At 42.8% G+C, this 22,796-nt stretch carries 25 protein-coding genes; 5 read left to right on the forward strand and 20 right to left on the reverse strand.

The window, feature by feature from the left end; all coding sequences use genetic code 11:
- Window positions 1-6 precede the first annotated feature (6 nt).
- The 3 genes from CH376_RS09900 to CH376_RS09910 all read left to right on the forward strand — a co-directional run bounded on the left by CH376_RS09900 (window position 7) and on the right by CH376_RS09910 (window position 4,326).
- A complete protein-coding gene (locus CH376_RS09900) occupies window positions 7-1,947 on the forward strand; it encodes a glycoside hydrolase family 36 protein (protein WP_100785969.1) in 1,941 nt (646 codons plus the stop codon).
- A gap of 58 nt (window positions 1,948-2,005) precedes the next feature.
- Window positions 2,006-2,491: a putative lipoprotein gene (locus CH376_RS09905; RefSeq protein ID WP_100786025.1), complete on the forward strand. Its 486-nt coding sequence runs from the start codon at window positions 2,006-2,008 to the stop codon at window positions 2,489-2,491.
- An 80-nt stretch (window positions 2,492-2,571) separates the two neighbouring features.
- On the forward strand, window positions 2,572-4,326 hold the full coding sequence (locus CH376_RS09910) for a hypothetical protein (protein WP_100786024.1): 1,755 nt from the start codon (window positions 2,572-2,574) through the stop codon (window positions 4,324-4,326).
- A 399-nt stretch (window positions 4,327-4,725) separates the two neighbouring features.
- Here the strand turns inward: CH376_RS09910 and CH376_RS09915 are convergent, their stop codons facing one another.
- Genes CH376_RS09915 through CH376_RS09925 form a run of 3 tightly spaced genes read right to left on the reverse strand, consistent with a single transcriptional unit; the run spans window position 4,726 to window position 7,562 of the window.
- Entirely contained in the window at window positions 4,726-5,835 is a 1,110-nt protein-coding gene (locus CH376_RS09915; protein WP_100785968.1) for a SpoIIE family protein phosphatase, read from the reverse strand.
- A gap of 1 nt (window position 5,836) precedes the next feature.
- Window positions 5,837-6,652 carry a hypothetical protein gene (locus CH376_RS09920; RefSeq protein WP_100785967.1) on the reverse strand — a complete coding sequence of 272 codons (816 nt, stop codon included), beginning with the start codon at window positions 6,650-6,652 and terminating at the stop codon, window positions 5,837-5,839.
- A 4-nt stretch (window positions 6,653-6,656) separates the two neighbouring features.
- Entirely contained in the window at window positions 6,657-7,562 is a 906-nt protein-coding gene (locus CH376_RS09925; RefSeq protein WP_100785966.1) for a histone deacetylase family protein, read from the reverse strand.
- Window positions 7,563-7,665: 103 nt separating this feature from the next.
- Here CH376_RS09925 and pyk point away from each other — a divergent pair, with 103 nt between their 5' ends.
- Entirely contained in the window at window positions 7,666-9,093 is a 1,428-nt protein-coding gene (gene pyk / locus CH376_RS09930) for a pyruvate kinase (protein WP_100785965.1), read from the forward strand.
- Window positions 9,094-9,543: 450 nt separating this feature from the next.
- Here pyk and lepB read toward each other — a convergent pair whose 3' ends face one another.
- The 13 genes from lepB to CH376_RS10000 all read right to left on the reverse strand — a co-directional run bounded on the left by lepB (window position 9,544) and on the right by CH376_RS10000 (window position 18,858).
- Window positions 9,544-10,566, reverse strand: coding sequence for a signal peptidase I (gene lepB, locus CH376_RS09940; protein WP_100785963.1), 1,023 nt, complete (start codon window positions 10,564-10,566; stop codon window positions 9,544-9,546).
- Window positions 10,567-10,657: 91 nt separating this feature from the next.
- Window positions 10,658-11,419 carry an alpha/beta hydrolase family protein gene (locus CH376_RS09945; RefSeq protein ID WP_100785962.1) on the reverse strand — a complete coding sequence of 254 codons (762 nt, stop codon included), beginning with the start codon at window positions 11,417-11,419 and terminating at the stop codon, window positions 10,658-10,660.
- Window positions 11,420-11,467: 48 nt separating this feature from the next.
- Window positions 11,468-12,349 carry a mechanosensitive ion channel domain-containing protein gene (locus CH376_RS09950; protein WP_100785961.1) on the reverse strand — a complete coding sequence of 294 codons (882 nt, stop codon included), beginning with the start codon at window positions 12,347-12,349 and terminating at the stop codon, window positions 11,468-11,470.
- Window positions 12,349-13,440, reverse strand: coding sequence for a 3-dehydroquinate synthase (gene aroB / locus CH376_RS09955; RefSeq protein WP_100785960.1), 1,092 nt, complete (start codon window positions 13,438-13,440; stop codon window positions 12,349-12,351). The genes CH376_RS09950 and aroB overlap by 1 nt, the downstream gene beginning before the upstream one ends.
- On the reverse strand, window positions 13,437-13,901 hold the full coding sequence (locus CH376_RS09960) for an NUDIX hydrolase (RefSeq protein ID WP_100785959.1): 465 nt from the start codon (window positions 13,899-13,901) through the stop codon (window positions 13,437-13,439). Before CH376_RS09960 ends, aroB begins: the two co-directional genes overlap by 4 nt.
- Window positions 13,902-13,960: 59 nt before the next feature.
- Window positions 13,961-14,704, reverse strand: a complete 744-nt coding sequence (rnc, locus tag CH376_RS09965; protein ID WP_100785958.1) for a ribonuclease III — start codon at window positions 14,702-14,704, stop codon at window positions 13,961-13,963.
- Between the two features lie 54 nt (window positions 14,705-14,758).
- Window positions 14,759-14,992, reverse strand: a complete 234-nt coding sequence (acpP, locus tag CH376_RS09970) for an acyl carrier protein (RefSeq protein WP_000753030.1) — start codon at window positions 14,990-14,992, stop codon at window positions 14,759-14,761.
- Between the two features lie 561 nt (window positions 14,993-15,553).
- Window positions 15,554-16,318 (reverse strand): 3-oxoacyl-[acyl-carrier-protein] reductase, encoded by a 765-nt coding sequence (gene fabG / locus CH376_RS09985; protein WP_100785956.1) that lies wholly within the window; start codon window positions 16,316-16,318, stop codon window positions 15,554-15,556.
- 53 nt (window positions 16,319-16,371) lie between these two features.
- Window positions 16,372-16,500 (reverse strand): hypothetical protein, encoded by a 129-nt coding sequence (locus CH376_RS24735; protein WP_276328261.1) that lies wholly within the window; start codon window positions 16,498-16,500, stop codon window positions 16,372-16,374.
- Window positions 16,501-16,770: 270 nt separating this feature from the next.
- Window positions 16,771-17,367: a hypothetical protein gene (locus CH376_RS24555; RefSeq protein ID WP_243398248.1), complete on the reverse strand. Its 597-nt coding sequence runs from the start codon at window positions 17,365-17,367 to the stop codon at window positions 16,771-16,773.
- A gap of 111 nt (window positions 17,368-17,478) precedes the next feature.
- Window positions 17,479-18,063: a hypothetical protein gene (locus CH376_RS24560; RefSeq protein WP_243398250.1), complete on the reverse strand. Its 585-nt coding sequence runs from the start codon at window positions 18,061-18,063 to the stop codon at window positions 17,479-17,481.
- Between the two features lie 7 nt (window positions 18,064-18,070).
- Window positions 18,071-18,514, reverse strand: a complete 444-nt coding sequence (locus CH376_RS09995) for an arsenate reductase ArsC (protein WP_100785954.1) — start codon at window positions 18,512-18,514, stop codon at window positions 18,071-18,073.
- Entirely contained in the window at window positions 18,511-18,858 is a 348-nt protein-coding gene (locus CH376_RS10000) for an ArsR/SmtB family transcription factor (protein ID WP_100785953.1), read from the reverse strand. Before CH376_RS10000 ends, CH376_RS09995 begins: the two co-directional genes overlap by 4 nt.
- Before the next feature lie 77 nt (window positions 18,859-18,935).
- Between CH376_RS10000 and CH376_RS10005 the strand changes: the two genes are divergently transcribed.
- Window positions 18,936-19,370, forward strand: a complete 435-nt coding sequence (locus tag CH376_RS10005; RefSeq protein WP_100785952.1) for a GNAT family N-acetyltransferase — start codon at window positions 18,936-18,938, stop codon at window positions 19,368-19,370.
- A 57-nt stretch (window positions 19,371-19,427) separates the two neighbouring features.
- Here the strand turns inward: CH376_RS10005 and CH376_RS10010 are convergent, their stop codons facing one another.
- From CH376_RS10010 to CH376_RS10025, 4 genes are all read right to left on the reverse strand, one after another.
- On the reverse strand, window positions 19,428-19,907 hold the full coding sequence (locus CH376_RS10010) for a hypothetical protein (protein ID WP_125231943.1): 480 nt from the start codon (window positions 19,905-19,907) through the stop codon (window positions 19,428-19,430).
- Between the two features lie 130 nt (window positions 19,908-20,037).
- The gene (locus CH376_RS10015) at window positions 20,038-20,487 is read right to left on the reverse strand and encodes a hypothetical protein (RefSeq protein WP_125231942.1); all 450 of its coding nucleotides are present in this window, start codon (window positions 20,485-20,487) and stop codon (window positions 20,038-20,040) included.
- A 112-nt stretch (window positions 20,488-20,599) separates the two neighbouring features.
- A complete protein-coding gene (locus CH376_RS10020) occupies window positions 20,600-21,070 on the reverse strand; it encodes a DUF4303 domain-containing protein (protein WP_100785949.1) in 471 nt (156 codons plus the stop codon).
- Between the two features lie 1,233 nt (window positions 21,071-22,303).
- The gene (locus tag CH376_RS10025; RefSeq protein ID WP_100785948.1) at window positions 22,304-22,774 is read right to left on the reverse strand and encodes a DUF4303 domain-containing protein; all 471 of its coding nucleotides are present in this window, start codon (window positions 22,772-22,774) and stop codon (window positions 22,304-22,306) included.
- Between the last annotated feature and the right edge of the window lie 22 nt (window positions 22,775-22,796).

Consider the following 22,796-nt stretch of genomic DNA (forward strand, 5'->3'; position numbering starts at 1 on the left):
ACAAAAATGAGAGCCATATTAAACTACAAAGTCTACGAGGACGCATTCGTTTCCTCTTTCGAATTTTCGGGAAAGGAACTAAAAACGAAGAGCGATTGCGGAAACTTCTCCCTTTCTCTCGGCCATAAAAAAACGGGAAAGAACAACGTTTATAAACCGACTTTAGAATGGATCGGAGAACAGAGACCCAAAGCGGGAACCGAAATTCTCACGTTGGAAATCGAACTTCCTCCGCATTCTCTCGCTGGTCCGAAAATCTTTCAACACGGATATCAATCCTGGAGTCTTACCGGTGTTCACGCCTTGAGTGAACCGGACGAATCACCTCGTCTGGATTTTCTTCAATACACTCAGGAGAATATCTACACAAAACATTCCGGAGTCGGAGGCGATTGGCAAAGCGAAGGAATGATTCTTCTGATCTCTTCTTCCAATGATCCGCACTACTTCGCCGGAGCGACCGGTCCCGGAGAACAAGGGGTCAAGTTCCGGGCGATTTCCGCGGAAAGAAAAGAAGAACTCGCAAACGAAAAGAAAAAATCCTGGTACCCTACTTCCGGAGTGTCTCTGATCTACGACTTCTATCGTTACGAAGACTTTCGAGGAAACAAACTTTCCCTGACTCCGATCAGCGTCGTTCGTTTTAGCGCGAGCCCGGAAGCCTTTCTCAAAAAGTATTTTAGCGAATTAGGAAAAGCTCATAAAGTAAAACTTTCCTCAACTCAGGTTCCAACGGGTTGGTGTTCCTGGTATCACTACTACACCAAAATATCGGAAAAGATCATCTTGAAGAATCTGGCTCTCGTGAAGGAGAAAAAACTTCCGATCCAATTCTTCCAGATCGACGACGGTTATCAAAAAGAGATCGGTGACTGGCTTACCACCAACGATAAATTCCCGGGAGGAATGCGCCTTTTAGCGGAAGAGATCCGAAGGGAAAAACTCACTCCCGGTCTTTGGCTCGCGCCGTTCCTCGTGAGAAAAAAATCGGAATTCTTTCAAAAGTATCCGGAAGCCGTATTGAAAGACCGAGACGGAAAACCGGTTCCCGCTCTTTGGAATCCTCTTTGGGGAATGGACTACACGTATTGTATCGACGTCACACATCCCACTTCCCGGGACTTTTTGGAAAACGTCTTTCGAACCTTGGTGAAAGAATACGGATATCCCTATCTCAAACTCGACTTCTTATACGCGGCCTTGCTTCCGGGTTGGACATACGACCGAGGAGTATCGCCTCACAAACGTTATGCGGATACGATTCGGTTCATCCGAAAAGTCGTGGGAAAGGACGTCTTTCTTTTGGGATGCGGCGCTCCGACCTATCCTTCGATCGGACTTTTCGACGCGATGAGAATCAGCTGCGACGTGGCTCCGTTTTGGGGAAGGGAAAAAAAACGAATTCTCGCGAACGATAAACACGCGCTCTGTACCGAAAGGGCTTTGATCAACGACATTACCCGCGCTTCCATGCACAGAAATTTGTGGTACAACGATCCGGATTGTCTTCTTGTAAGAGAAAGTAAAAATCAAATGACTCCGGCTCAGACACAGTTTATGGCGAGCGTGATGGCTGTCAGCGGAGGAATGATTCTTGTGAGCGACGACCTCGCATTGATCGGAGAGGAAAGACTTTCTCTTTTGAAAAAAACTCTGGAACTCGGCGCGAAGTGCAGAAGTAAAACTCCGGTTCCGGTCGGAATCGCATCCGGACTCTTTCCTCCGGCGCTTTATAATCCGGCAGGCTTTTTAGGAATATGGAATCCAAGCGACGAGGAAAACACGATTGAAATCCAAGCGCCCTTCGTTACAAAACAAAAACAGTTCCCGGATTTCTGGACCGGAAAGGTTCCCGAGTCTCTGGAGTTTTCTCCGAAAACGGGAATTCTAAAATTGAAACTTCCCGCGTTTGGATCCGTGGTTTTACAAACTGGAAAAGTTGTTTGACTGGAATTCGATCCCGGATAAGATTCCAACCGAAAAAACAACACGGAGACATCTTCTGATGAAACGCACTCAAAAACAACTGATAGCTTTGGCTTTAGGTCTTTTCATTCTCACTTTCAATCACTGTTTTATTTCTGAATCGATCTCTGCCGGAGTGAACTCGCTCAGTAAGTCCTCGGATTCTTTGCAAAGTCTTTCGGGTTCGATCAAAATGATCTCGGGCTCGGTAAGTTCCATTTTCTCCTCTTCTTCCAGCGACGATGAGAAAAAGGAAAAAGCCTATCTAAAAGACGTTCGCGATCTAACTGCGATGCACGTGGAAAACGGATTTCAAGAAATCGAATTCAAAAACGATCTTACAACTCTGGCTCTTCAGAACGGACTCACCAACTGGAAGTCGTTGCGCGTAACGTATCTCGGAATCGGAAGCGGATTGAAAAAAGCGGGAGTGAGCGAAGAAAAATTCCAAACCTTCGTGAAAGGGTTGGGAACGTCCAAACCTGAAATCGTAGAATCCATTCAAAAAGGATATACTCAGTTCTGAGATATTCTCTTCTCTTGTCGATAGCCCTGCTCTTTCCTGCGGGGCTTCGTTCCACTCCCACAACAGCCGACTTTATCTACGTGGACGCGAACACTGGTCAATCCAGCGGAGGACATACCGGAATCCGAGTCGGGAACAAAGTATATCATTATCAGTTTTTTCCCGATGATATCTTTCACCTTGTTAGAGAATCCTACGACGACTTTGCGTTCAGCTATAACATTCTTTCCAATCGCACGAGCGTTCTTACAAGGCTCGATTGGGATCCGAAGGAAATTTCAATCTTAGAATCCGGACTCAATCATCTCTATCTCGTTCAATTCAAACATCTGCAGAACTGGGAAGTCCTTAGAAAGGAGGCGAAGTTCTTCGAGGAATTGAATGCTCCGGAAAAAAAAATCGGACTCAGAGCAACGGCCTACTTCTCCGCAAAACAAAATTCTAAAATTACGAAAGGATTCAAAGAGGAACTGCAACTCAAGCTCGGGAAACAATTTCTTTCCGATTTGGAGAATCGTTTAAAAGAGGACGTTTTGTCACCGGAAAGCGAACTCGCCAAAACCGGCTTTCCTCCTTTGCCCGAAAAAATTTCCACAAACCGTTTTCCGTTTTTTACGCAAGGCCCTTACTTAAGAATCCGAGATACGCTCGAAGGAATTTTACTCTGCCAAATTCTTAGGGAAGAATGGGGACTCAACGCCGAAATGCTGATATCCGATCGAGTGGAAAACCTTTCCGAAAAAGAAAGAGAACTCTTAGAATCGTTTTTCGAAAAACAAAAAGGAACACTTTTGCAGATCCTCGAGGAACGAGATCCCGGCTGGGCATTCAGTGCGTTAGTCGCTCTTGCAAGGATGCAGGCGGTTCGGGAAAGTTTAGAATCCGGTTTTCCGGTTTTTCTTTCGAGTTTTCCGGAAGATTCGCCTTTGATTCAAAAGGAAGCCGCGATGGATCGGGAGGCGGTTCTCCATATCGGAGGAGAAACTTCTGCGATCGTATCCTTGGCTCGCAGAAAAATCTCAAACCTCAACTCTATTACGGAAAAGGAATATCAAATCTGGGAGGACGCGACCAACCGAGCCTTCGAACTCCAAGACGGACTCGCAAAAGCGATTCCCGTGAGAATGTATTCGGGAAAGTTGATTCCGCAGAGGGAAAATTTTTTTCTGATCTCGATGTTTTTACCCGGGAACGGACGACTCAAGGAATTAGCGGAGATTTCGAAAAACAGAGAAATGGAATATCATTCTCTTTTGAAAAAACTCTATCCGTTTCGTCTTTTTTCCCGAAACTGCACGACCGAAATCATAAAGAGCGTCCAAGAAACGTTCGACATTCAAGAGCGTTCCTTTCCCGGAAAAAAAATCGATACGACTCTTTCTCCTTCGATCGCTCCGTTCTATGCTTCTCACAAAATCTCAAAGGAATGGAAGAATTCAGGCGACACGGTATTGCTTTCGTATCGCAGAAAAAAACTCGGCGAAATTTTAGAAAAAGAAACCTCTCTTACAACTCAAATACGAGAATCCTTTACGTTCTCTTCTTCCGTTTATAGATCGAATCGGGAAGATCATTTTTTTCCGCTCTTTACGGACGACGTCTTTTGGAAAAGACCGCTCTACGGAATCGTTAATTTTACTGCGGGCGTGAGCCTTACAGCGACCGGAGTATTCAGCCTTCCTTTCGATAAGGGAGAACGTCTTCAAAAAGGATTTCAATCCGCGTTCTTTAGTCTTCCTGAATTAGTTTTTTTTAATATTCGAAAAGGGACTTTTCCGTATGTTCCAATGAAGGATCTTCCGAAAGAACTTTTTCAATTTCAAGAAGAGGATTGATCGAGTCGGATCGAAATCAAATCCGCCCGTCGAGGGTATCCATTGGTCGCCGTAAACCGAAATTTCCATCGAACATTTGGTCCGACAAAGGATAAACTCCCGTAAAAAAGGTTATATCGGACTTCAAGTCTGTTTTGAGAGAAATTCGGCTAAAACTTAGTTTGTTCCAATTTGGATCCAGGTCTTGTCTCAAAACCTAAGAAGTGTAAGAAAGAATATTGATCTATTAAACTCGAATCTTTCGTGTGAGTTCCTACAAAACACAGCGTTATCCGGCCTATCGGTCGCCGAAAACTTTGAAACGTACCGAACCATTCTGAAAAAGTATGAGTTCCTACTTTTTTAGTTTTTGGGAAAAACCCTTAAGCGTGCTTTCTAAATTCGGGAAACCGAAAAGATTCAAGGGATTTCCAGCAGGACATACGAGGCGTCGTCCCTGTATTCTCGAGCCGGAATCGCCGAACGAACATAAGTGTCTAACGCGTTTTTCATTCTTTTGATCGTATCGTCGCCCGATTTGTGGATTTGATTCAACTCTTCGATCAGAGGATGATTCAGATTGTTGATGATCCCGTCGGTGAAAAGAAAGATAACGTCTCCGAAATTTACGGAAACCTCGTGACTCGGGAAGTCGACGTCTTCCAGAATTCCCATCAACTGACCGGACTTTTCTTTCAAAAACGAAAAACCTTCCCTGTGAAAGTGAACCGGAAACGGATGACCTCCCCTCGCATAGACCAACTTTTTTTTCTCCGGAAAAAGAATCACACAAGCGGCTGTCATACTGTGAGTTCCGATGTTAAGACAGAGTTCCTGGTTCATCTTCCCGAGAAGCTCCGTCGGATTGTCCGAATTCTTAAATTCCTCCCGAGCCAGGGTCGTCATCAAAAGAGCGATCAAACCCGAAGTGACTCCGTGGTCTTCCACGTCTCCCAGTAAAAACAGGATCGATTTTTCCTTTTTAAGAATTACGTTAAAATCGCCGCTCACAAAGGAGACGGGAGTGATATCCGCTTCCACTCGAAACGGAGAAAGATCCGGAATCGAGAAAATTTTTCCCTGAACCCTTGAGGCGAGACGAAGATCCCGCATGATCACTTCGTCTCTGAGATCCCGTTCCTTTAGAATAGTATAATAATCGTATGCTCTTTGAATCGCAACCTGCACTGTCTGAATCGAAAAAGGTTTTAAAAGGAAGTCGCTCGCTTTGTGAGTCAAGGAAGTTACTACGTTGTTGATGTCGCGTTCTCCGGTCATCATAATGACCTGAGTTTTGGATTCTAAGTTTTTAAAATAAGGAAGTATTTCGAGTCCGCTGCTTCCAGGCATGTGAATATCCAGAAAAACGATCGGGTTTAATTCCTTTTCGAAATACTGTTTCCCCTGTTCTACGGAATCAAAAAAAACGCTCTGATAACCCAATTTGGTAAGAATTAGTTCCAGCGTCTCGCCCACGTCTCTGTCGTCGTCGAGAATGATAATTTCCGGTCTTAGGGAAAACTCTGCCATATTAGACTTTCCTTATATAATGAGTACCTGAAACGATCTTTTTCACTTTTTTATAATATTCTTCGTCAAAAAGCGCCGATTCGAGATAGCTGCTGATACAGGATACCATCTCTCCGTATTTCCAGACGTAGACGTCTCCAGACGCGGAATCGCAGATTTTCTCGCCGTGAATTTCATTGCTGAGTTCCCTCAGATTGGTTCTGCTAAAGGATTGAAGAATCGCTCGAAACTTTCCCTCTTTTTCAGGATCGACGAATTGAAACGATTTATGAAAAAGAACCGCATCGTGAAAGTATTCCGGAATATTAAAAGCTCCGTATGCGCCCATTTTGGTCGCAAGAATTCGGATAAAACTTGTGATCTCATTCATCACGCTTAAACCCGGAAATTCTTGACCTTGATGGAGTTTCTTTTTGACTATCATCGTTTTCGCTTTTAGATTCTGAGTCAGGAGCCAGTCAATATAAACGAGCTTGTAGGATTGATCCAGCTTTTTAAACTGAAAGTCTGAAAATTTTAAACGCATGTGAACCAGAATCCCGCCGGAAGGATCCTTGATATAAATTCGATTGTCCATTTCGGAAATTCCGTCTAAGGAAATCTGAAAATCGGAATATCCCCTTGCCTGAAGAATCCGAAACATCCCGGCTTCTTCCATCATCACTCTTACTTCGTCTATCGTGAAACGATTGAATAGAGTGTTTTCTATTCCGAGAGAAGTCTGAAATTCGCGGGAGATGTCGATCATCCCGAGTTCTTGACCGTCCAAAAAACCGGGATTGCCCTTATTCTTATCCGAATCCGAGAAGATTCCCATAACTTCAATCGGCCGCAAATACCTTGATCGTATTGTAGTGAATCGTCACCGTATCGTGAAAGTCCTTAGCGTATCCTCCCGCGGGAAGAATCACGACGGGAGCGTCGACTCGAATTGCAAAGTCCCTGACGATCTTATCCCTCTTTCTCAATCCTTGAAAGGTGAGTTTCAGATCTCCTAAAGAATCTCCTTCGAAAGGATCGGCTCCGGCGATATAAAAGATAAGATCCGGTTGAAAGGAAGATTGAATTTGATCCAGGGATTCTTCCAAAAGAGCGTGATACTTTTTATCATCCGTGCCTTCGTCGAGGGCGATGTCCATCCCCGATTTTTCCTTTTTGGGATAAAGATTTTCCTGGTGCATGGAAAACGTAAACACGTTGGGCTCGTTCTGAAATACGATGGAATTTCCGTTTCCCTGATGAAGATCCAAATCGATGAACAACACTTTTTTACCCGGATTCTCTTTCAGAAATAATTTTCCCGCAATCGCCGCGTCGTTGAGATAACAAAACCCTTCGGCGCGATCCGGCATACTGTGATGAAATCCGCCGCCGATATGATAGACAAATCTATACTTTCGAGTGAGTTCAGCGGCGAGAATCGTTCCGCCGACTGCGAGCACAAAACTTTCGACAATTTGTTTTGTAAGAGGAAGCTCGGAATATTGGGTTCTTTCCGTGAGTTTGAGAGAAAAAAAATCTTTTAAGAATTCTTTTGTGTGGACCAGGGCCAATTCTTTTTCTTTGGCCGGATCCGGTTTGTGAACATAAAGATTCGCAAGTTTAGGATCTTGTTTTACGAGATTATAAACCATCTGGTACTTCCTTGCCGGAAATACGTGGGGACCCAGATCCATATTATAATCCGGATGATACACTAATCCAATTCGTTCTAACTGCTTCTCCAAGGAGAGGACGCCTATTTTTGGTTCATTCTAATTTCCTCTTTCCGTTCGTAAAGAGGAAATATTCGCTGGAACAACGGAAGGCATTTCTTTAAAATTGCCGTTCATGAAAACCCTAAACGGGAAAAAAACCAAAATCGTTTGCACAATCGGCCCCGCTTCCTCTTCGGAAGAGTCTATTTTTTCCATTCTCAAAGCCGGAATGGACATTGCACGGATGAATTTTTCACACGGAACTCACGATTCCCACAAAAGAGTTTACGAGACTCTTCGAAAATGTGAGCAAATCTCCGGTTTTCCTCTCGGTATCATGGCGGATCTGCAAGGTCCGAAAATAAGAACCGGGAAATTAAAGTTAAACTCCATTCTACTCCATAAGGACCAGGAAATCAAAATCGTTCCGGACGCGGAACTTCCCGGCGACGAGGGAACGATCGGCTGCACTTATCCGAATCTGATTCAAGACATCAAAGAAGGCGATAAGATTCTCATAGACGACGGGAAGCTCGTTCTCAAAGTCATTTCCAAAACTTCCGATTCTGCGATGTTAAAAGTCGTCGTGGGAGGAATTCTCTGGAGCAACAAAGGGATCAATCTTCCGGGAACTCCGATCTCCGCGCCTGCCTTATCGGAGAAGGATATAGAAGATCTGAAGTTCGCGCTTTCCTTGGGAGTCGACTACGTTGCTCTTAGCTTCGTGAGAACCGGCGCCGATCTGGAACTGGCAAGATCTCTTTTGCAGGGAACATATACGGGACTGATCGCGAAGATAGAAAGACCCGAAGCGATCGGAAACATCGACGAGATCATCGAACGCGCCGACGGAATCATGATCGCGAGAGGTGATCTCGGAGTCGAAATCGAAACGGAGAAGGTTCCGATTCTTCAAAAAGAATTGATCTACAAACTCAACCAGGCCGGAAAACCTGTGATCACAGCGACTCAGATGTTGGAATCGATGATCGAAAATCCGAGACCGACTCGCGCCGAAGCAAGCGACGTAGCAAACGCGGTGATGGACGGAACGGACGCAGTGATGTTATCCGCGGAATCCGCGAGCGGACACTATCCCGTTGAATCGGTGGAGATTATGTCGAAGATCATACAGGAAACGGAAACCATCGATCATATCTATGAGATTCATTGGAACATCAAGAAGACGTTTTTGGAATCGGAAAGAACCGCGCTCGGAAACGCCGCGAGAGAAATCGCGCACGGAATTCACGCAAAAGCGATCGTGAACTTTACGAGAAGCGGTTATTCCGCTCTGATCACTTCCGAGATGAGACCGAAAGTTCCGATCTACTCCTTTACTCCGTTCGCAACGACCGCAAGAAAGATGAAACTCTACAGAGGAGTGATTCCGTTCGTGATGCCGTTTTTCACGAGGCTCGAAGATATGATCGCCTATATGAATCAAAAACTCAAAGAAGATGAGTTTCTTTTTCCGGGAGACAAGGTCGTAATTCTTTCCGGCGCTCCGGGCACGAGCGTACGAAGCGTGGATTTTTTACAGATCTATAAGATTCATTGATCCGGAAGAATCCGCGGGTTCAATCTTTGCGCCGAAGATCGAGAGGTTAATTTTGTGATTTCGAAATTCTCTCCAATAGGCAAGCGTTCCATTTCGTCTAACGTTCCTTTTGTAAGAATCCGGTAAAGACGGAATTTTCCGTAATCTATCGCAAACGGACTTTAGGTCCGTTTGCAATTCTTTTTTTAAATTCTAATTTGTGGGAATTCCTACAATTCCGTTTTATTTTCCAATTTAGCTCATCAAAATCAAAGTCTTTAGGGAGCTAAGAATCCCTCGAAAAACCGACGGGCATGTTTAGAACCCGAAAATTCTTCAAAAAGCGGGAGTTCCCGCAAATCACGGCCCATTGCGGCTTTTTTTGGAGGTTTTGAACCGTTTTGTGAGATTCTAAAAAGTATGAGTTCCTACTTTTTTTAAATCCTAGGACAAAGCTCTAAATCATTTCTTTCACCGAGAGTTGTCAAAACCTAAATAACCCCAACGAACATTTCCCAATATTATAATTTTATAAAATCTTTTTATAGTACAAAAATAATCAGAATCCCCGTTACAGATCTTGGACGGAACTCGATCCTGATTCGAGGACAAATAGGTAAAGGCGAACTTTCCGATCAACCGATCAAAACCAACCGGCCCGAGCATACGAGAATCTATAGAACCGTCTCGATTGTCCCCTAAAAGAAAAAGCTCGTCCTCCGCAAGCTTGACCTTAGGAAAAAGAACGATTCCCGAATCGGATTTTGATTCCAAGACGGGAACGAGACGATCGCCGAGAGCCTCTAGAAGAACGATCCTTTCTTGAGCGTCCAAACCGGAATGAAAGTTCGTCGCCTTTTTATCCGATCGTTCCTGCGGGACTTTTTCTCCGTTCACAAAAATTCTCGTGACGGAAAAGCCGTCCGAAGTGATCTCTTCGCTTATCAAAATCGTTTCTCCGGGAAGACCTACGATCCGGCCGAGAGATTGACGACCCGCTTTTTCATTTTGATAAGCGACTATATCGCCCCGCTTCAGTTCCTTCTTATAAAACAATTCCGTAATATAGAAGGTATCGTTTACGTTTATACTCGGGACCATTCCGGAGGAAAGTTGCACCTTCCCTTTTAAAATTCTATCCTTCAGGAGTTCGTCGACGGCGATTCCGAAAAACAAAAGAAAAAGAACGCTCACCGGCAAAAACCAATACGGTGAAGGGAAACGTCGAAAAGCCGATGTTTTTGTTTTCGCTTCGCTTGCAAGCGTCGCAAAGATAAGAATTCCCCAATTCGACAAGAGACAAATGATAAGAAAGAATAACGCGGCTTTTCCAGAGCGATTCTCAAAAAGAATGTAAGTAAAAACGGAAACAAGCAGACCCGCAAACAACGAGTATCCGTAAAAAATCCAAAACAAAAAACGGTCTCTGAGATAATAAAAACCGAACGGGGGAAAGATTAGATTTAAGAATATTCCGACGATTTTTCGTTTCATTTTTGTAACTTCCCGACAGCCGTTCGTTTAGATAAACGAATCGATGATAAAATTGAAATCATAAAACAAAAGGCGATCGAAAGATATGTTTCTATTTTGAGATAAAAAAGCGGTGAATCTCATCCCAATACTTTCTCACGGTTCGATCCGTACTCAGATGGCCTCCGCGTTTGAGAAGTTTGAGTTCGATCTTTGTCCGATCCGCAAAGTCTTTCACAACGTTCGCGGATACGTAAGGATCGTCCGCGGCGTGAAACATGCGGATTTTATTCGGATCCAATTCGTCCGCATAAAAAGCCGGATTGAAAAATTTTCCGTCATAAAGTTTTTTCCAATTTTTTTCAGAAAGTCGATACGCGTTTCCAAACGTTTCCTTCAAAAAAGAAACGTAGTTCGGATTTGCGGTTTCGGCGGATTGTTCTTCCTTTAGGATCTTCCAATCGACAACGGGACAATTTGCGATCACCTTTTTTATTCGAGAATCCAAAGAGGAAAGAATCGCGGTCGCACCTCCGAAACTTCCGCCGATCACAAAAATTTCCTCGGGCTTCAGATCGAAGGTTTTATAAAAAGAATTTTCGCGGATCTTATTGCCGATCGAAATCTCATCGATGATATCCTTGATATCCAAGTGAGGGGATTTTTTCAAAAATTCTCCGTCGCTTTCCCAAGCTCCGCGATATCTGGGATAAATCACCCAGTAACCTTTGGAGGAAAGAAATTCCATAAGATCCTGCTTCTTCGGGATCGAAGGCATTCCATCGCAAAGGAGAATGAGTCTTTGTATTTTTGTTTTTCGTTTCGGAGGCAGAAATTCCGCGACGATCTCTTTTTTAAATCTGGTTCTAAACATTGATCTGTGTTTATATTATCGAAACAGTTCCGGAGGCGGGAAAGAATATTATAAAATTCGAATACCCGGGAACAGTTTGAACTCTTTCAGAATCGTATGAGCGATTCTCGTTTTCATATCCCTTCTTTCCCGAACATGAGTCAGATAACGGAGAGAAAAAAGAATCCCGCCCTCTTCGAGAGAAAGATAAACGATCGGCGTGGTCTTTCCTAGGCGAACCAGATAATTTTTAGAAAGTTCCTGCAGAGTATAATCGATTTCTTCCTGATCGATGATCGCGTTGTTTTGAATGATGCCGTTGAGCAATTCTTCCGCTTTTTCAAAATCGGAATCGTATGGAATTTTAATTCTCATTTCGTCCCAGACGTAATTCATCTTGTCCTTAACGACTACGATCGGTTTTAGGATGACGTAGTGATTCGGAAAATGAACGAGACGGTTTGTGGATTGGTCCGACTTGGGGTCCGCGGAAATTTCCATCAGAGTAAAACGGTTCATTCCGATATTGATCACGTCTCCCCGGACGCCTTCGATTTCGATCCGATCTCCCACCTCGAAACCGTTGCTTCCGTGGATAAAAAACCAACCTACGTAATTCAGAGTGATGTCTTTCAGAGAGATGACGATCCCCGCGCCCGCAAGTCCCATTACCGTGGGCAGGTAGGAAAGTCCGGAAAATACCACTGGAAGAAGAGTGATCAAACCTAGGATGACGAAGGACATTCGCGCCATCTTTCTTCGATTGTAACGCGCGGTGACGTCCACGGTCGGGCGGAAAAAATCCAAAACGAAAAGAATCACTCTGTAAAAAAGTATCAAAAAGAGAATAAAATAGACGATAAGAATCAGCTCTTCCGCTAAACTTCTTTCCTTCATCTTGAGAAGGATCAAAGGATTGATGGACTTGAAAAAATCGACTTCGAAATTCATCAAAGACCTTTTTGTTTTCGAATGTTCAGGATGATATCGCGGGAATCGACCGGAACATCGTAAACGGGAGAACCCGGTTTTTCCAGAAGCACAAAACGAATAGAACCGCCTACGTTCTTTTTATCGTGAAGCATGTGTTTGGCGAGTTCTTTCGATTTCAATTTTGTCTGATACGGAAGTCCGTAATTCTTCAAAGATTCGATCGTTTCCTTAGTGGTAGTCGGATCCAGACCGGATTTTTCCTCGCTGATCAGAAGCGCGGTCACAAGTCCGATCGCGACCGCTTCTCCGTGCGAATATTTTTTGTATTTCGTAACGGATTCGATAGCGTGCGCCGTCGTATGTCCCAAGTTTAGAATTTTTCGAAGACCCGTTTCCTTCTCGTCGCTGGAGACTACGGAAGCCTTGAAGCGAACGGATTCCGCGATCAAATAGGGAAGAATACCGGAATCCACATTCAAATCTTGGAATGAATGTTGTTTTATCTTTTCCCAGTATTCTCCGCCGGAAAGAAGGGAATGTTTGATGATCTCTGCTTGGCCGCATCTCCATTCCCGATCCGGAAGTGTGGAAAGAGCGAACAATGGAGCGAAAACAAATTCAGGCTGATAAAAGGAACCGATCATATTCTTACCAAGATCTGCGTTCACTGCGACCTTGCCGCCCACGGAAGAATCCACGCAAGCGAGAAGAGTTGTGGGAATCTGAACAAAACGAATTCCTCTTAAATAGGTCGAAGCGATAAAGCCCGCAAAGTCTCCGACAACTCCTCCTCCGAAAGCAAGAATCAACGACTTACGATCGGCGCCGTGTTTGATGAGCTGGTTGTAGACGTCGCCGGTCTTTCCGATATGCTTTGTCTTCTCTCCGCCTTTGATGTAAATCTCTTGAAAACGAATACCAAGAGAGGAAAGTTCTTTTTCCAAATACTTCGCATAGATGGAATGAATCGATCTTTCTGTGATCAGGAAAATCGAAGTGACTCCGGGAAGTTTTGCGATCTCTTCGGATAAACCCGTAAGGTCCGTATGAAGCTGCACTGAAACAGATTTGTGTTCCGTGTTTACAGGAATGGTTTCGATATGACTCATTTTTTTTCAGATACCCAGGTGCTTTTGATAAAGGGCGCCGGACTCAAATCCCCTTCCAAAAGAAAAGTTTTGATATCGGGTCTTAGATCCATTTCCCGAACTGCGGCCGGACTGAAATATCCGAAACCGGTGATCGCCTTTTCATTGAGATTGAGTTCCGGAACTTCTTTTTTTACGTTCACTAAAAATACGAGTTGAATGAGATGTCTTTTACCGCCGGGTTCGATGGATTCGTTCAAAAGAAGGAAAGCCGCGGATTTCATTTCGAGAGAAAGTTCTTCTTTCAATTCTCTCCGAAGAGCGTCTTCCGCGCTTTCACCGAATTCGATACCGCCGCCCGGCAAAAGCCAATAGTAAGAATCTTTTTTCTTTTGTTGAATGAGAAGGATTTCGTTTTGGGAATTGAATATAAGAGCCGCGACTCTAACTCGCATTCCTTTCTTTTTAAAGAAAAAATCCATAGTGTATGATTGTCGTCCTTTCATTCGTTGAATCTTGATTTGGCGAGGGACGTTTTCTTTTAAGACCCTCTCCTAATCCGATTGTAAAGTTCTTTAGCCGCGTTTTGTTCCGCGGCTTTTTTACTCACTCCGCTTCCGCTCGCTTCCCATTGATCTCGGATCCGAACGGAAACTTGAAAAACTTTCGCGTGATCGGGACCCGATTCTCCTTTCATTCGGTAAACGGGAAGAACCTTAAAATTCTTCTGCGAATATTCTTGGAGTTGAGTTTTGTAGTCTCTGACAGATTCTTCTTTTTCCGGATTTTCCGCAAATTCTATTAGGTGTTTCAATATGAATTTTTCGGAAGCCTCGAATCCGAGATCCAAATAGATCGCTCCGACCAAGGACTCGAAAAGGTTCGCCGAAAGTTTACGCCTTCCCTTTCCCTGAGAACTTGCTTCTCCTTTGCCCAACAAGAGGTATTCCGAAAGACCCAGCTTCTCCGAGATTGTGTTTAGAATGGGCGTAGAGACGATTCTCGATTTAATCCGGGACAATTCGCCTTCGCTCGCTTTGGGATAGTTTTGGAAAAGATAACGCGCGGCCACAAGACCAAGAACGGAATCTCCGAGGAATTCGAGACGTTCGTTGTCCTCCGAAATCTCCGGATTCTCATTTTTATAAGAACTATGAATGAATGCGGTATTATAAAATTCCAGATTGGAAAATTTGACACTGATCTTTTTGGAAAGTTTCTGTAGAGTTTTGACCCGCTCGGGGTTTTTGTGAGGAGAAAGAGTTTTTGATTTTTTAAAGATCAAAGGAAGGAAAAAAGAATTCCGAGTTCCGTGAAGAACCCGGAAAGTCTCAAACGATTAGGACTTGAGGTTGTCGATGAACTTTGTTACGTCACCAACAGTTTGAATTTTCTCAGCGTCTTCGTCAGAGATTTCGATTCCGAATTCTTCTTCGAGAGCCATTACCAATTCAACTGTGTCCAGAGAATCTGCACCGAGGTCGTCTATGAAGTGAGCCTCAGGTGTAACTTCAGATTCATCCACTCCAAGTTGTTCTACGATGATAGATTTAACTTTTTCAAAGTCTGCCATTGTTTCCTCCGTACCACATTTTGTGGTATGATGATTTTTTGTTAGATTTAGTCAGGTGGATATAAAATCCACCGAATTTTATAGATTTAATTCCGAAAATATTTGGCAAGCCAATATACTTTTTTTCAGAAAAAAACTCCCTCAAATTGTTCCCAAGTTTTTGTTTTTCAATTCGATTTTTATCATTCAGAAACGATCTTCTGCTTTGCGGAAAAGAACTCATAAAAGCCGTCTCATTTCGGAACGAACGCGATCTTTAAGAATGATGAACGATGATTTTCAGAGAAGTCCTCGAGTCATTCCGCACGTCGATTCTAACGAAGAGAAAAACTCGTTTTTGATAAGAGATTGTCTCATTAGAATCCTTTTAGAATGAAAACCGTTCCTTCTCTGCGATTTGATTCCGAAAAAAAAAATCTAAAAAAGTGAAAAGAAAAATTTAAATAGGATGAGCTTGGAAGAATCGAGGGAGAATTCTTTTTTTCGAACGAATTAAAGGAAATAAGGAAAATTGAAAATTCTTCCACTCCGTTTCGGAATGGAAGAATCTTTCGAAAATAATTATTCGGTAACGCCGGGAAGAAATCCTCCACCGTTCACTTCTATTACTTGACCCGTAATAAAAGATGAGATGTCGGACGCTAGGAATGCGATGGTATTCGCGATATCTTCCGGAAGTCCGGCTCTTTTCAGAGGAATCGCCGCGACCATTGCATGTCGGATCTTTTCGGGAATAGCGTCGGTCATTTCCGTCGCGATAAAACCCGGAGCGATCGCGTTACAACGAACCTTGCGAGACGCCATTTCCAGAGCTACCGCTTTTGTAAAACCGATCACGCCCGCTTTGGAAGCCGAGTAGTTGGTTTGTCCGATGTTGCCGTTTACGCCGGCAATCGAAGAAAGATTGATGATGGATCCGCCGTTCGGATTCTTCATCATATATTTCACCGCGGCTTGAGTGCAGTTGTAAGTTCCGGTTAGGTTTACCGCGATCACCGCATCCCACTGTTCTTTTTTCATTCTCATGAGAAGAGTGTCTTTGGTAATTCCCGCGTTGTTTACGAGAATATCTACGGAACCGAATTCTTCCACACAAGCTTTGATGGCATTTGCCGCTGATTCGGAATCCGCTACGTTGGTCCCCACTCCGATGGCTTTTACACCGGTTTGTTTTGCGATTTCTTCCGCAGTTGCCTTGCTGGATTCTTCATTGAGGTCTGCGATAACAATATTGGCTCCTGCTTTTGCAAGGACGAGGGCTGTGGATTTTCCGATTCCGCGCGCGGATCCGGTGATAACAGCGTTTTTACCTTTTAAATCGATCATAATTCTTTCCTTTCGGGTGCTCTGCGGCTAAAGTATTTCGGTCGAATACCGGGTCAAGGGAGTTTTCCCGCTTTTAAGACCGTAAGACAGAACGGACGTTCTGCTTTTGTGTTTTTATCCGGAGAATAGTTTTTTGCAAAGGAATCATCCTTCGGTGAAATCGGAAAAAAGTAGGAACTCATACTTTTCTTTGATTCGACAAAGTCCTCTGTCAGTTGAAAAAGTAGGAACTCATACTTTTCTCTGATTTGACAAAGTCCTCTGTCAGTTGAAAAAGTAGGAACTCATACTTTTCTTTGATTCGACAAAGTCCTCTGTCAGTTGAAAAAGTAGGAACTCACACTTTTCTTTGATTCGAGAAGGTCTTTTATAAAGAGCCAAAGTCGTTTTGTCGAAAGGGTTCTTTTCCAAAAAAATAGATGCAGAAAACCGAAAACCTTTCCTTTGTGAGTTTACTCGAAGGACGAATCAAAACCGAGAATGTAAACGGGTGAAAAACCTCCGCCCGGGGTTCTAAAATTCGTCGTTTGACCTTGATACAAGCGAGCCGCTAAAAGTAGGATCTCCTCCCGAAACACATAAGTTCTCAGATCCATCTTATAAGGAACTTTTTCGCCGTCCTTGAGAAGAATCCTTTCAGACGGAAGAACGATCTCTTGAAAGATATTTTCTCCCTCCAAAATTTCTTCGAACTTCGCTTTGGTAAGTTTCTCGCCTCTGTAAGCGGCCTTGCTTCCATAACCGCCGGATGCAGGTTTGAAAAAGAATTTTTTTCGATCCTTCCAGAGCGTCTCTGCATTTTCTTTTTTTACGATTCCGGTAATCGGAATTGAATTTGCCAAAACGTTTAGGTCGGATTCTTCCACGCCTGCATGTCGTAGGAACTCCTCGTTTTTCCAAAGAATCAAATTCGTTTTTTTCGCGTAGAGTTCGTAATCAAGAGGATTCGGAGTTACGACAGTTCTCTCCAATTCCCAAGAAGTTCTAATTTTTTGATTCTGCAAATCCGAAAGATAAAAATCAGTGAGGCGATTATAAATAAGATCCACCTTCTTTCCTTCAAAAGTAAGAAAGCCGTTTTCCTCTAAGTTTAGAAGTTCCGGATCGACAATCTCGCAAGAAATTCCTCTCGATAAAAACATCTCTCGAAACAAAAGAAACTAAGGAAATAAAAACTGATCTTTCGGACTCTTATCGACGATCGCGATAAAAGTAGGAACTCCTTCTTTAGCGGCAGATTTCCATTCTTCGAGAAAAGAATCAAAAAAACGATCCTCGATCTTTAAAATTTCCTCCGGACTCGCAAGCGCTTCCCTTACTTCGGGGCAGCATTCCTTTTGTGCTTCCACGAGTTTGGTCTGCAAAAAAGCCCCGCCCGCGTTCGTGTTGATTTCGATTAACTTCGGACCCTCTTTTGCAAGATGAAAATCGAAACTCAGAAAAACGCCGCCTCTGGAAAAACGTCCTCTTAAGTTCTCAGGAAATTCTTTAAGAATTTCGTCTCTCACGATTTCATTGTTAAGAATTTTCTGAATTACCTGAATGGTCCTTTCGATCTTGCGAAAATCGCTCGGATCTAAAAAGGAAGCGCTCGAAGCGAAAAAACGGTCAGTCAAAGAAGCGAGATCCGAATTCTCAGCGCTCATGGAGTTTTTAATTTTTTGTAGAAAACTCTTATCGAGAGTTTCCTTTTCGATAGTGATACACTGACATTCTCTATTAAATAATTTTGATATAGTTGTCATGTTAATCTTAAGCTCTCTCCTCACCGGAACTTAACTTCAGCTCTTCGATCCAGTTTTGACAATAGACTCGGATCATTTCGCGAACCTTTCTGAATTCTTTCATGATTTCCGTTTCAGTGCCGATAGCTTTTGCAGGGTCCGGAAAATTCTGATGAAACCTCCGAGCTCTCGAAGGAAAATAAGGACAGTTCTCTCTTGCATGATCGCAAACCGTGAGAATATAATCGAAGTCAACGTCCTTGTATTCGTTGATATGATTGGAAGAATGATTCGAAATATCGATGCCGACCTCTTTCATCGTTTGAATCGCTCTAGGATTGACTCCATGCGTTGTAATTCCCGCGCTAAAAATCGACGCGCGATCGCCCAAAAAATGTCGCAACCATCCTTCGGCGATTTGACTCCTGCAACTATTACCCGTGCAAAGAACAAGTATGTTCGGCTTTTTCATGAGCAACAATTCTCGCTTTGTGATTTTTTTAATTGATTAAGATTTTGGAAAAAAGAATTCAATTCTTCCTGGAATTGCTTCAATCGGGTCCAATCGATACAATAACAGGATTTGTTCCCTTCGATCTCTCCCTTGATCAACCCGATCTCTTTGAGTTCTTTGAGATGTTGCGAAACGGTCGCCTGCGCGAGAGGAAGAACTTCTACGATTTCGCCGCAGATACATTCTTTTTTTTCGGCAATCGTCTGTAGAATCGCCAATCGAGCCGGATGCGCCAAAGACTTAGAGAAATCCGCCAATCTCCTCTTATCTCTTGCAAACTTAGACCTATTTTTGATCGCCATATTCTTTATCGTAATTATACGATAAAGATGTCAACGATCTTACTTTGAGAATTCCGAATTTTTAAAAAGAATTCTCCATGCCGACACTCGGCTTTTTCTTTCATCCTTCTTTTCAGAACGTTTTGGATCTTCCTCAAGACAAAGGCCTTCCCGTAGAAGACCTTAAAAATCAGGATCTAAATCTTTTTATCGGTTTTGGAAATGAATCCGAACTCAAGGCGGCCATCGGTTTGGAATTACCGGGTAAATTTGCCTTGTTGCGTTCCTTGGCGGTGGTTGAGGATTTTCAAAAAAAAGGATTGGGAACACAGCCGGTGCGAAGAATAGAAGATCTAGCTCGACTACTTCCAATCGAAACACTATTCCTCTTAACGACGACAGCGAAGGAATTCTTTCTAAAATTAGGATATCGGGAAGTCGAAAGAGATTCTCTTCCGGAAGAAATCAAAAGGACGGAAGAATTTGTCTCTCTTTGCCCGGCGAGTTCTTCGATTCTTGAGAAAAAACTTTGAACTAAAGAATTCAATTCAAAGAAGAATCTGCGCTTCTTTTGCTTATCGCATCGACATCTACGATTCCGGCGGACAATGAGGAGCGTATCTGTTAACCGTAAGATATTCAAAAGGATTCGATTTAAAAACGTATTCGATCCCGCATTGGAGCGATGGATCTTCCGCATTTACTTTCAGTTTTCTATCCGCGATCGCGCAGTAAAAACCGTCTACAATGGAAACCTCGTATCGAACAAATTGATTCTCCGGAAGAACCTTCTCCGTATATTTCCATTCCGTTTTCATAAAATCCAGGATTCTCCTTTTCTCAATTTCGACTTGATTCCGATCGGAGTTTTCTTTCACGTTCGCGTAATCGGACTCTTTCAAAGAACGAATCATATCAAGACAGCGATGTCTTTCGATCAATGGTTTCGCTATACTTCCGGGTTCTGACGGGCTTCCTGACTTACATACAAAGCCAAAAGCTCCGAGCGTTAGGATCGACAGCCTTGAAGCAAAAAGAATAGAATATATTTTCGGGAGTCTTATCTTCATAATCATTTCATTGTATATTCTTTAACGCGCGGGAATGTTCGTTTCTTCGAAGATCGAGTCGATCTTTTATTAGTTCATACGGAAATCGAAGCGACTTCTGCGAGGACATTTCACAGATCAAAAACGGTCTTTAAAGAGAATCCGATTTTCTGATCAAACCCGCGTGAGTCGAAAAAAGAATGGCCTTCACCCAAAAAGAATTCCAGATCACTCTAACGATCATCTTTCCAACTGCAAAGATAAACAAACCACCGGAAATAATTTGTTGCACTTCGGATCTCATTCTTTCCATGCCGTTAAGACGATCCGCTTCTAATTCCGCTGTCGTTTTCCAAAACATCCTGAAAAAGAATAAAAACCAATTTGAAATCGCGAGCGCTTCCAAAACAAGAACCAGAAAGATAAAAACGCCGGAAAAAATAAGAATTCTTCGATCGACCTTCTTATCCAAAAGCAGAAGTCCGTCTATGGACGCAAAGTAAATAAGCGAAATGGTAGAAATCACGAGAGGAAGATGGATATAAGGATTCAATTTTTCCGGGTTTTCAGGATCACCCGCAATTCCCAAAAAACGATTCATGGAAATTCCGATCAAATAAGTGAGGACGAGAAAAATTAAATCTAAGCCTATTATTTTTCGGTTATTTTTCGGCACTTCGTTTTGTCCCTCTTTTGATTTTTGGCTCATACATTCAATAGTCGTGTTCGACTCTCATGATTCTAAAGTCGGAAGTTTTCTTTAGATGACGAAAAGCGTCTTTACTTTTTAGGATTTCGAGAATTTCGTTCATCGCTTTCGCATAGGCAGCGTTCTTCTGAGTTTCGTCGTCCGCTTCGTAATGCTCATCATACAAATCATCGTCAAAAGGACCGTTTCGAAAACCTTCTTCGTCTTCCAGATTCAAATTGCGGAAACTTGCAAAACCTTGGTAAGCCCAATCCCCAGGGTTGTATTTGCTTTTTTCGATTTTTTCATCCGTATCGTATTGTTTTGGATATTTGGCGGAATATTCTTTTAGATAACTCTTAAATGATTCGAGAGAATTGAGACAAAGCAAACTTGCGTCGATCGCAAATGAGTAGAAGGTTTCCTCGGTTTGTTTCTTTGAAAATTTCTCGATTTCAGAAAGGGCAAATTCTGCGAGTTTAGGAACGTCAAACATAAGGCCGCCGATAAGTTAATTGAATTCCTTTCATTCTACAAATGACAAACTTATTTTTTGATCTTTTTATTTTAAAAAAGTTCATTCCAATTTTCTAATATCCTTAAACTCGGATAATTCAAATATGCCGTGAAATCGAAATTGATAAATCTTCCGAGTTTGTTATCAATCGTCCACAAAATAGTTGCTTTTATTCTTCCTGCAAATTAATCCAATCGAAAAAATTCTTGCAATCGAACTTGAAGTCCGCTTGTTTTAAAATTTCGGGAAGTTTTCTTAAAATCGAATCAAGGAGATGTTCTTTTTAAAACGTTAGACTTGATGATTTGCTATTAACGATCTCAATATGAAATTCCATAGTATGAAAAGGGATTCAGTGCAATCTGTAAAATACTTCGCTTCGACTGAAATCATACCGAGAAAAATTCCGATAATGGCATTTTTTCATTTTTAAAAATTTCCGAGATCCTCAAAAAATATGATTTCTTCTCACACGTTCGCGCATTTAAGAATCAAGGCGATATCCGAGAAAGGAAGTTTTAGAAAGTTTAGCTAAGCGTTTTATCGCGGCAATTTCAAATCCTGTCTCACAGTATCGCGAAAAAATCAAAATCCGCGTCGGATCAATGAGCCAATCCTCGACAAGATCCATGAATAAGTTATAATATTCCGGCTTAAAACCGTTCCGTCAGAATTGAAGTTTCGAAATTTATTTACTTAAGAGACTGCCTATCATAGGACGTTCAAAGAAATTGTCGAAAAAGAATCCAAAGATTTACAAGATATCTTCTCGAAAAGATTTTCTTATCCGCAAGTTGCCTAAATCCTATAGGGATCCGTCGGAGTTCCGACGCTCCCCCGTAAAACTCGCGCGCCCCACCCTGCATAGCGACCCATAGGAGCTCTACGCGCCGAGCTTCTTGGGTGGAGGGGTGGATGAGCGACTCCTCGGGAGCAAATCCTTGAGTTTCGACGGCGGAAACCCCGGAAGACTTTCCCTATCAGAAAAAACGAATTCTTCCAAGTAGAATTCCCCTCTCGAAACTCTTGTCGGAAGTACGACAAAAGATCCTTCTGCGAAAAATCGATCCCAGAGGATCTTCTCATTTACTAGTAAGAATCTTTTTTAGTCGGAGGACTTCCCGAAAATTCTTGGAATTGAATCGTAAAATCGCTCCCGCGATTGTTTCAAAATGTAATCTTCATTTTAGCGAGAAGCAGAAGCGAAACCTTTCAATCAGGGTGAGTAACGCTCAAAATTCTAAAATCGCTTATCTTTTTGAGAACTCGAAAGGCGTCCTTTTTTTTTAGGATATCCAATACCTCGTCCATCGCCACGGCGTAAGCGCTTTCTTTTTGCTCTTCTTTGTCCAGGCCGCAATGCTCTTCGTAAAGATTTTCGTCGAAGGGACCCGATTCCGAAGCGTTCTTTGCAGCGTCGTTTAAAGTGCGAAAACAGACAAAGCCGTTGTAAGCCCATGACGACGGACTTTCTCGCAATTTACGAATCTGATCGGGAGAATCATAGTATCGCGGAGTTGTGGATGCGAATTCTTTCAAGGACTTTTCGAAATGTTCGATCGAATTCAGACAAAGCAGGCTGGAATCGATCGCAAACGTATAGAAAGTTTCGTTCGGGTGTTCTTTGGAGAATTTTTCAATTTCGGAAAGGGCAAAATTGGCCAATCTCTGCACATCAAACATAAGATTCAATCCTGCTTAAAGG

This window comes from Leptospira adleri, assembly GCF_002811985.1.
In the GTDB taxonomy this organism is placed as follows: domain Bacteria; phylum Spirochaetota; class Leptospiria; order Leptospirales; family Leptospiraceae; genus Leptospira; species Leptospira adleri.

Bases quoted from the DNA above. Each gene is read 5' to 3' on its own strand.
- CH376_RS09960 (WP_100785959.1), bottom strand. From the start codon at position 13,901: ATGGATTTTTTCTTTAAAAAGAAAGGAATGCGAGTTAGAGTCGCGGCT.
- CH376_RS09900 (WP_100785969.1), top strand. From the start codon at position 7: ATGAGAGCCATATTAAACTACAAAGTCTACGAGGACGCATTCGTTTCC.
- CH376_RS24560 (WP_243398250.1), bottom strand. From the start codon at position 18,063: ATGACAACTATATCAAAATTATTTAATAGAGAATGTCAGTGTATCACT.
- CH376_RS24735 (WP_276328261.1), bottom strand. From the start codon at position 16,500: ATGAGTTCCTACTTTTTTCCGATTTCACCGAAGGATGATTCCTTTGCA.
- CH376_RS10005 (WP_100785952.1), top strand. From the start codon at position 18,936: ATGCCGACACTCGGCTTTTTCTTTCATCCTTCTTTTCAGAACGTTTTG.
- CH376_RS09945 (WP_100785962.1), bottom strand. From the start codon at position 11,419: ATGTTTAGAACCAGATTTAAAAAAGAGATCGTCGCGGAATTTCTGCCT.
- CH376_RS09995 (WP_100785954.1), bottom strand. From the start codon at position 18,514: ATGAAAAAGCCGAACATACTTGTTCTTTGCACGGGTAATAGTTGCAGG.
- CH376_RS10010 (WP_125231943.1), bottom strand. From the start codon at position 19,907: ATGAAGATAAGACTCCCGAAAATATATTCTATTCTTTTTGCTTCAAGG.
- CH376_RS09920 (WP_100785967.1), bottom strand. From the start codon at position 6,652: ATGGGAATCTTCTCGGATTCGGATAAGAATAAGGGCAATCCCGGTTTT.
- CH376_RS09915 (WP_100785968.1), bottom strand. From the start codon at position 5,835: ATGGCAGAGTTTTCCCTAAGACCGGAAATTATCATTCTCGACGACGAC.
- pyk (WP_100785965.1), top strand. From the start codon at position 7,666: ATGAAAACCCTAAACGGGAAAAAAACCAAAATCGTTTGCACAATCGGC.
- CH376_RS10020 (WP_100785949.1), bottom strand. From the start codon at position 21,070: ATGTTTGACGTTCCTAAACTCGCAGAATTTGCCCTTTCTGAAATCGAG.
- CH376_RS09905 (WP_100786025.1), top strand. From the start codon at position 2,006: ATGAAACGCACTCAAAAACAACTGATAGCTTTGGCTTTAGGTCTTTTC.
- acpP (WP_000753030.1), bottom strand. From the start codon at position 14,992: ATGGCAGACTTTGAAAAAGTTAAATCTATCATCGTAGAACAACTTGGA.
- fabG (WP_100785956.1), bottom strand. From the start codon at position 16,318: ATGATCGATTTAAAAGGTAAAAACGCTGTTATCACCGGATCCGCGCGC.
- CH376_RS10000 (WP_100785953.1), bottom strand. From the start codon at position 18,858: ATGGCGATCAAAAATAGGTCTAAGTTTGCAAGAGATAAGAGGAGATTG.
- CH376_RS10025 (WP_100785948.1), bottom strand. From the start codon at position 22,774: ATGTTTGATGTGCAGAGATTGGCCAATTTTGCCCTTTCCGAAATTGAA.
- aroB (WP_100785960.1), bottom strand. From the start codon at position 13,440: ATGAGTCATATCGAAACCATTCCTGTAAACACGGAACACAAATCTGTT.
- CH376_RS09950 (WP_100785961.1), bottom strand. From the start codon at position 12,349: ATGAATTTCGAAGTCGATTTTTTCAAGTCCATCAATCCTTTGATCCTT.
- lepB (WP_100785963.1), bottom strand. From the start codon at position 10,566: ATGAAACGAAAAATCGTCGGAATATTCTTAAATCTAATCTTTCCCCCG.
- CH376_RS10015 (WP_125231942.1), bottom strand. From the start codon at position 20,487: ATGAATCGTTTTTTGGGAATTGCGGGTGATCCTGAAAACCCGGAAAAA.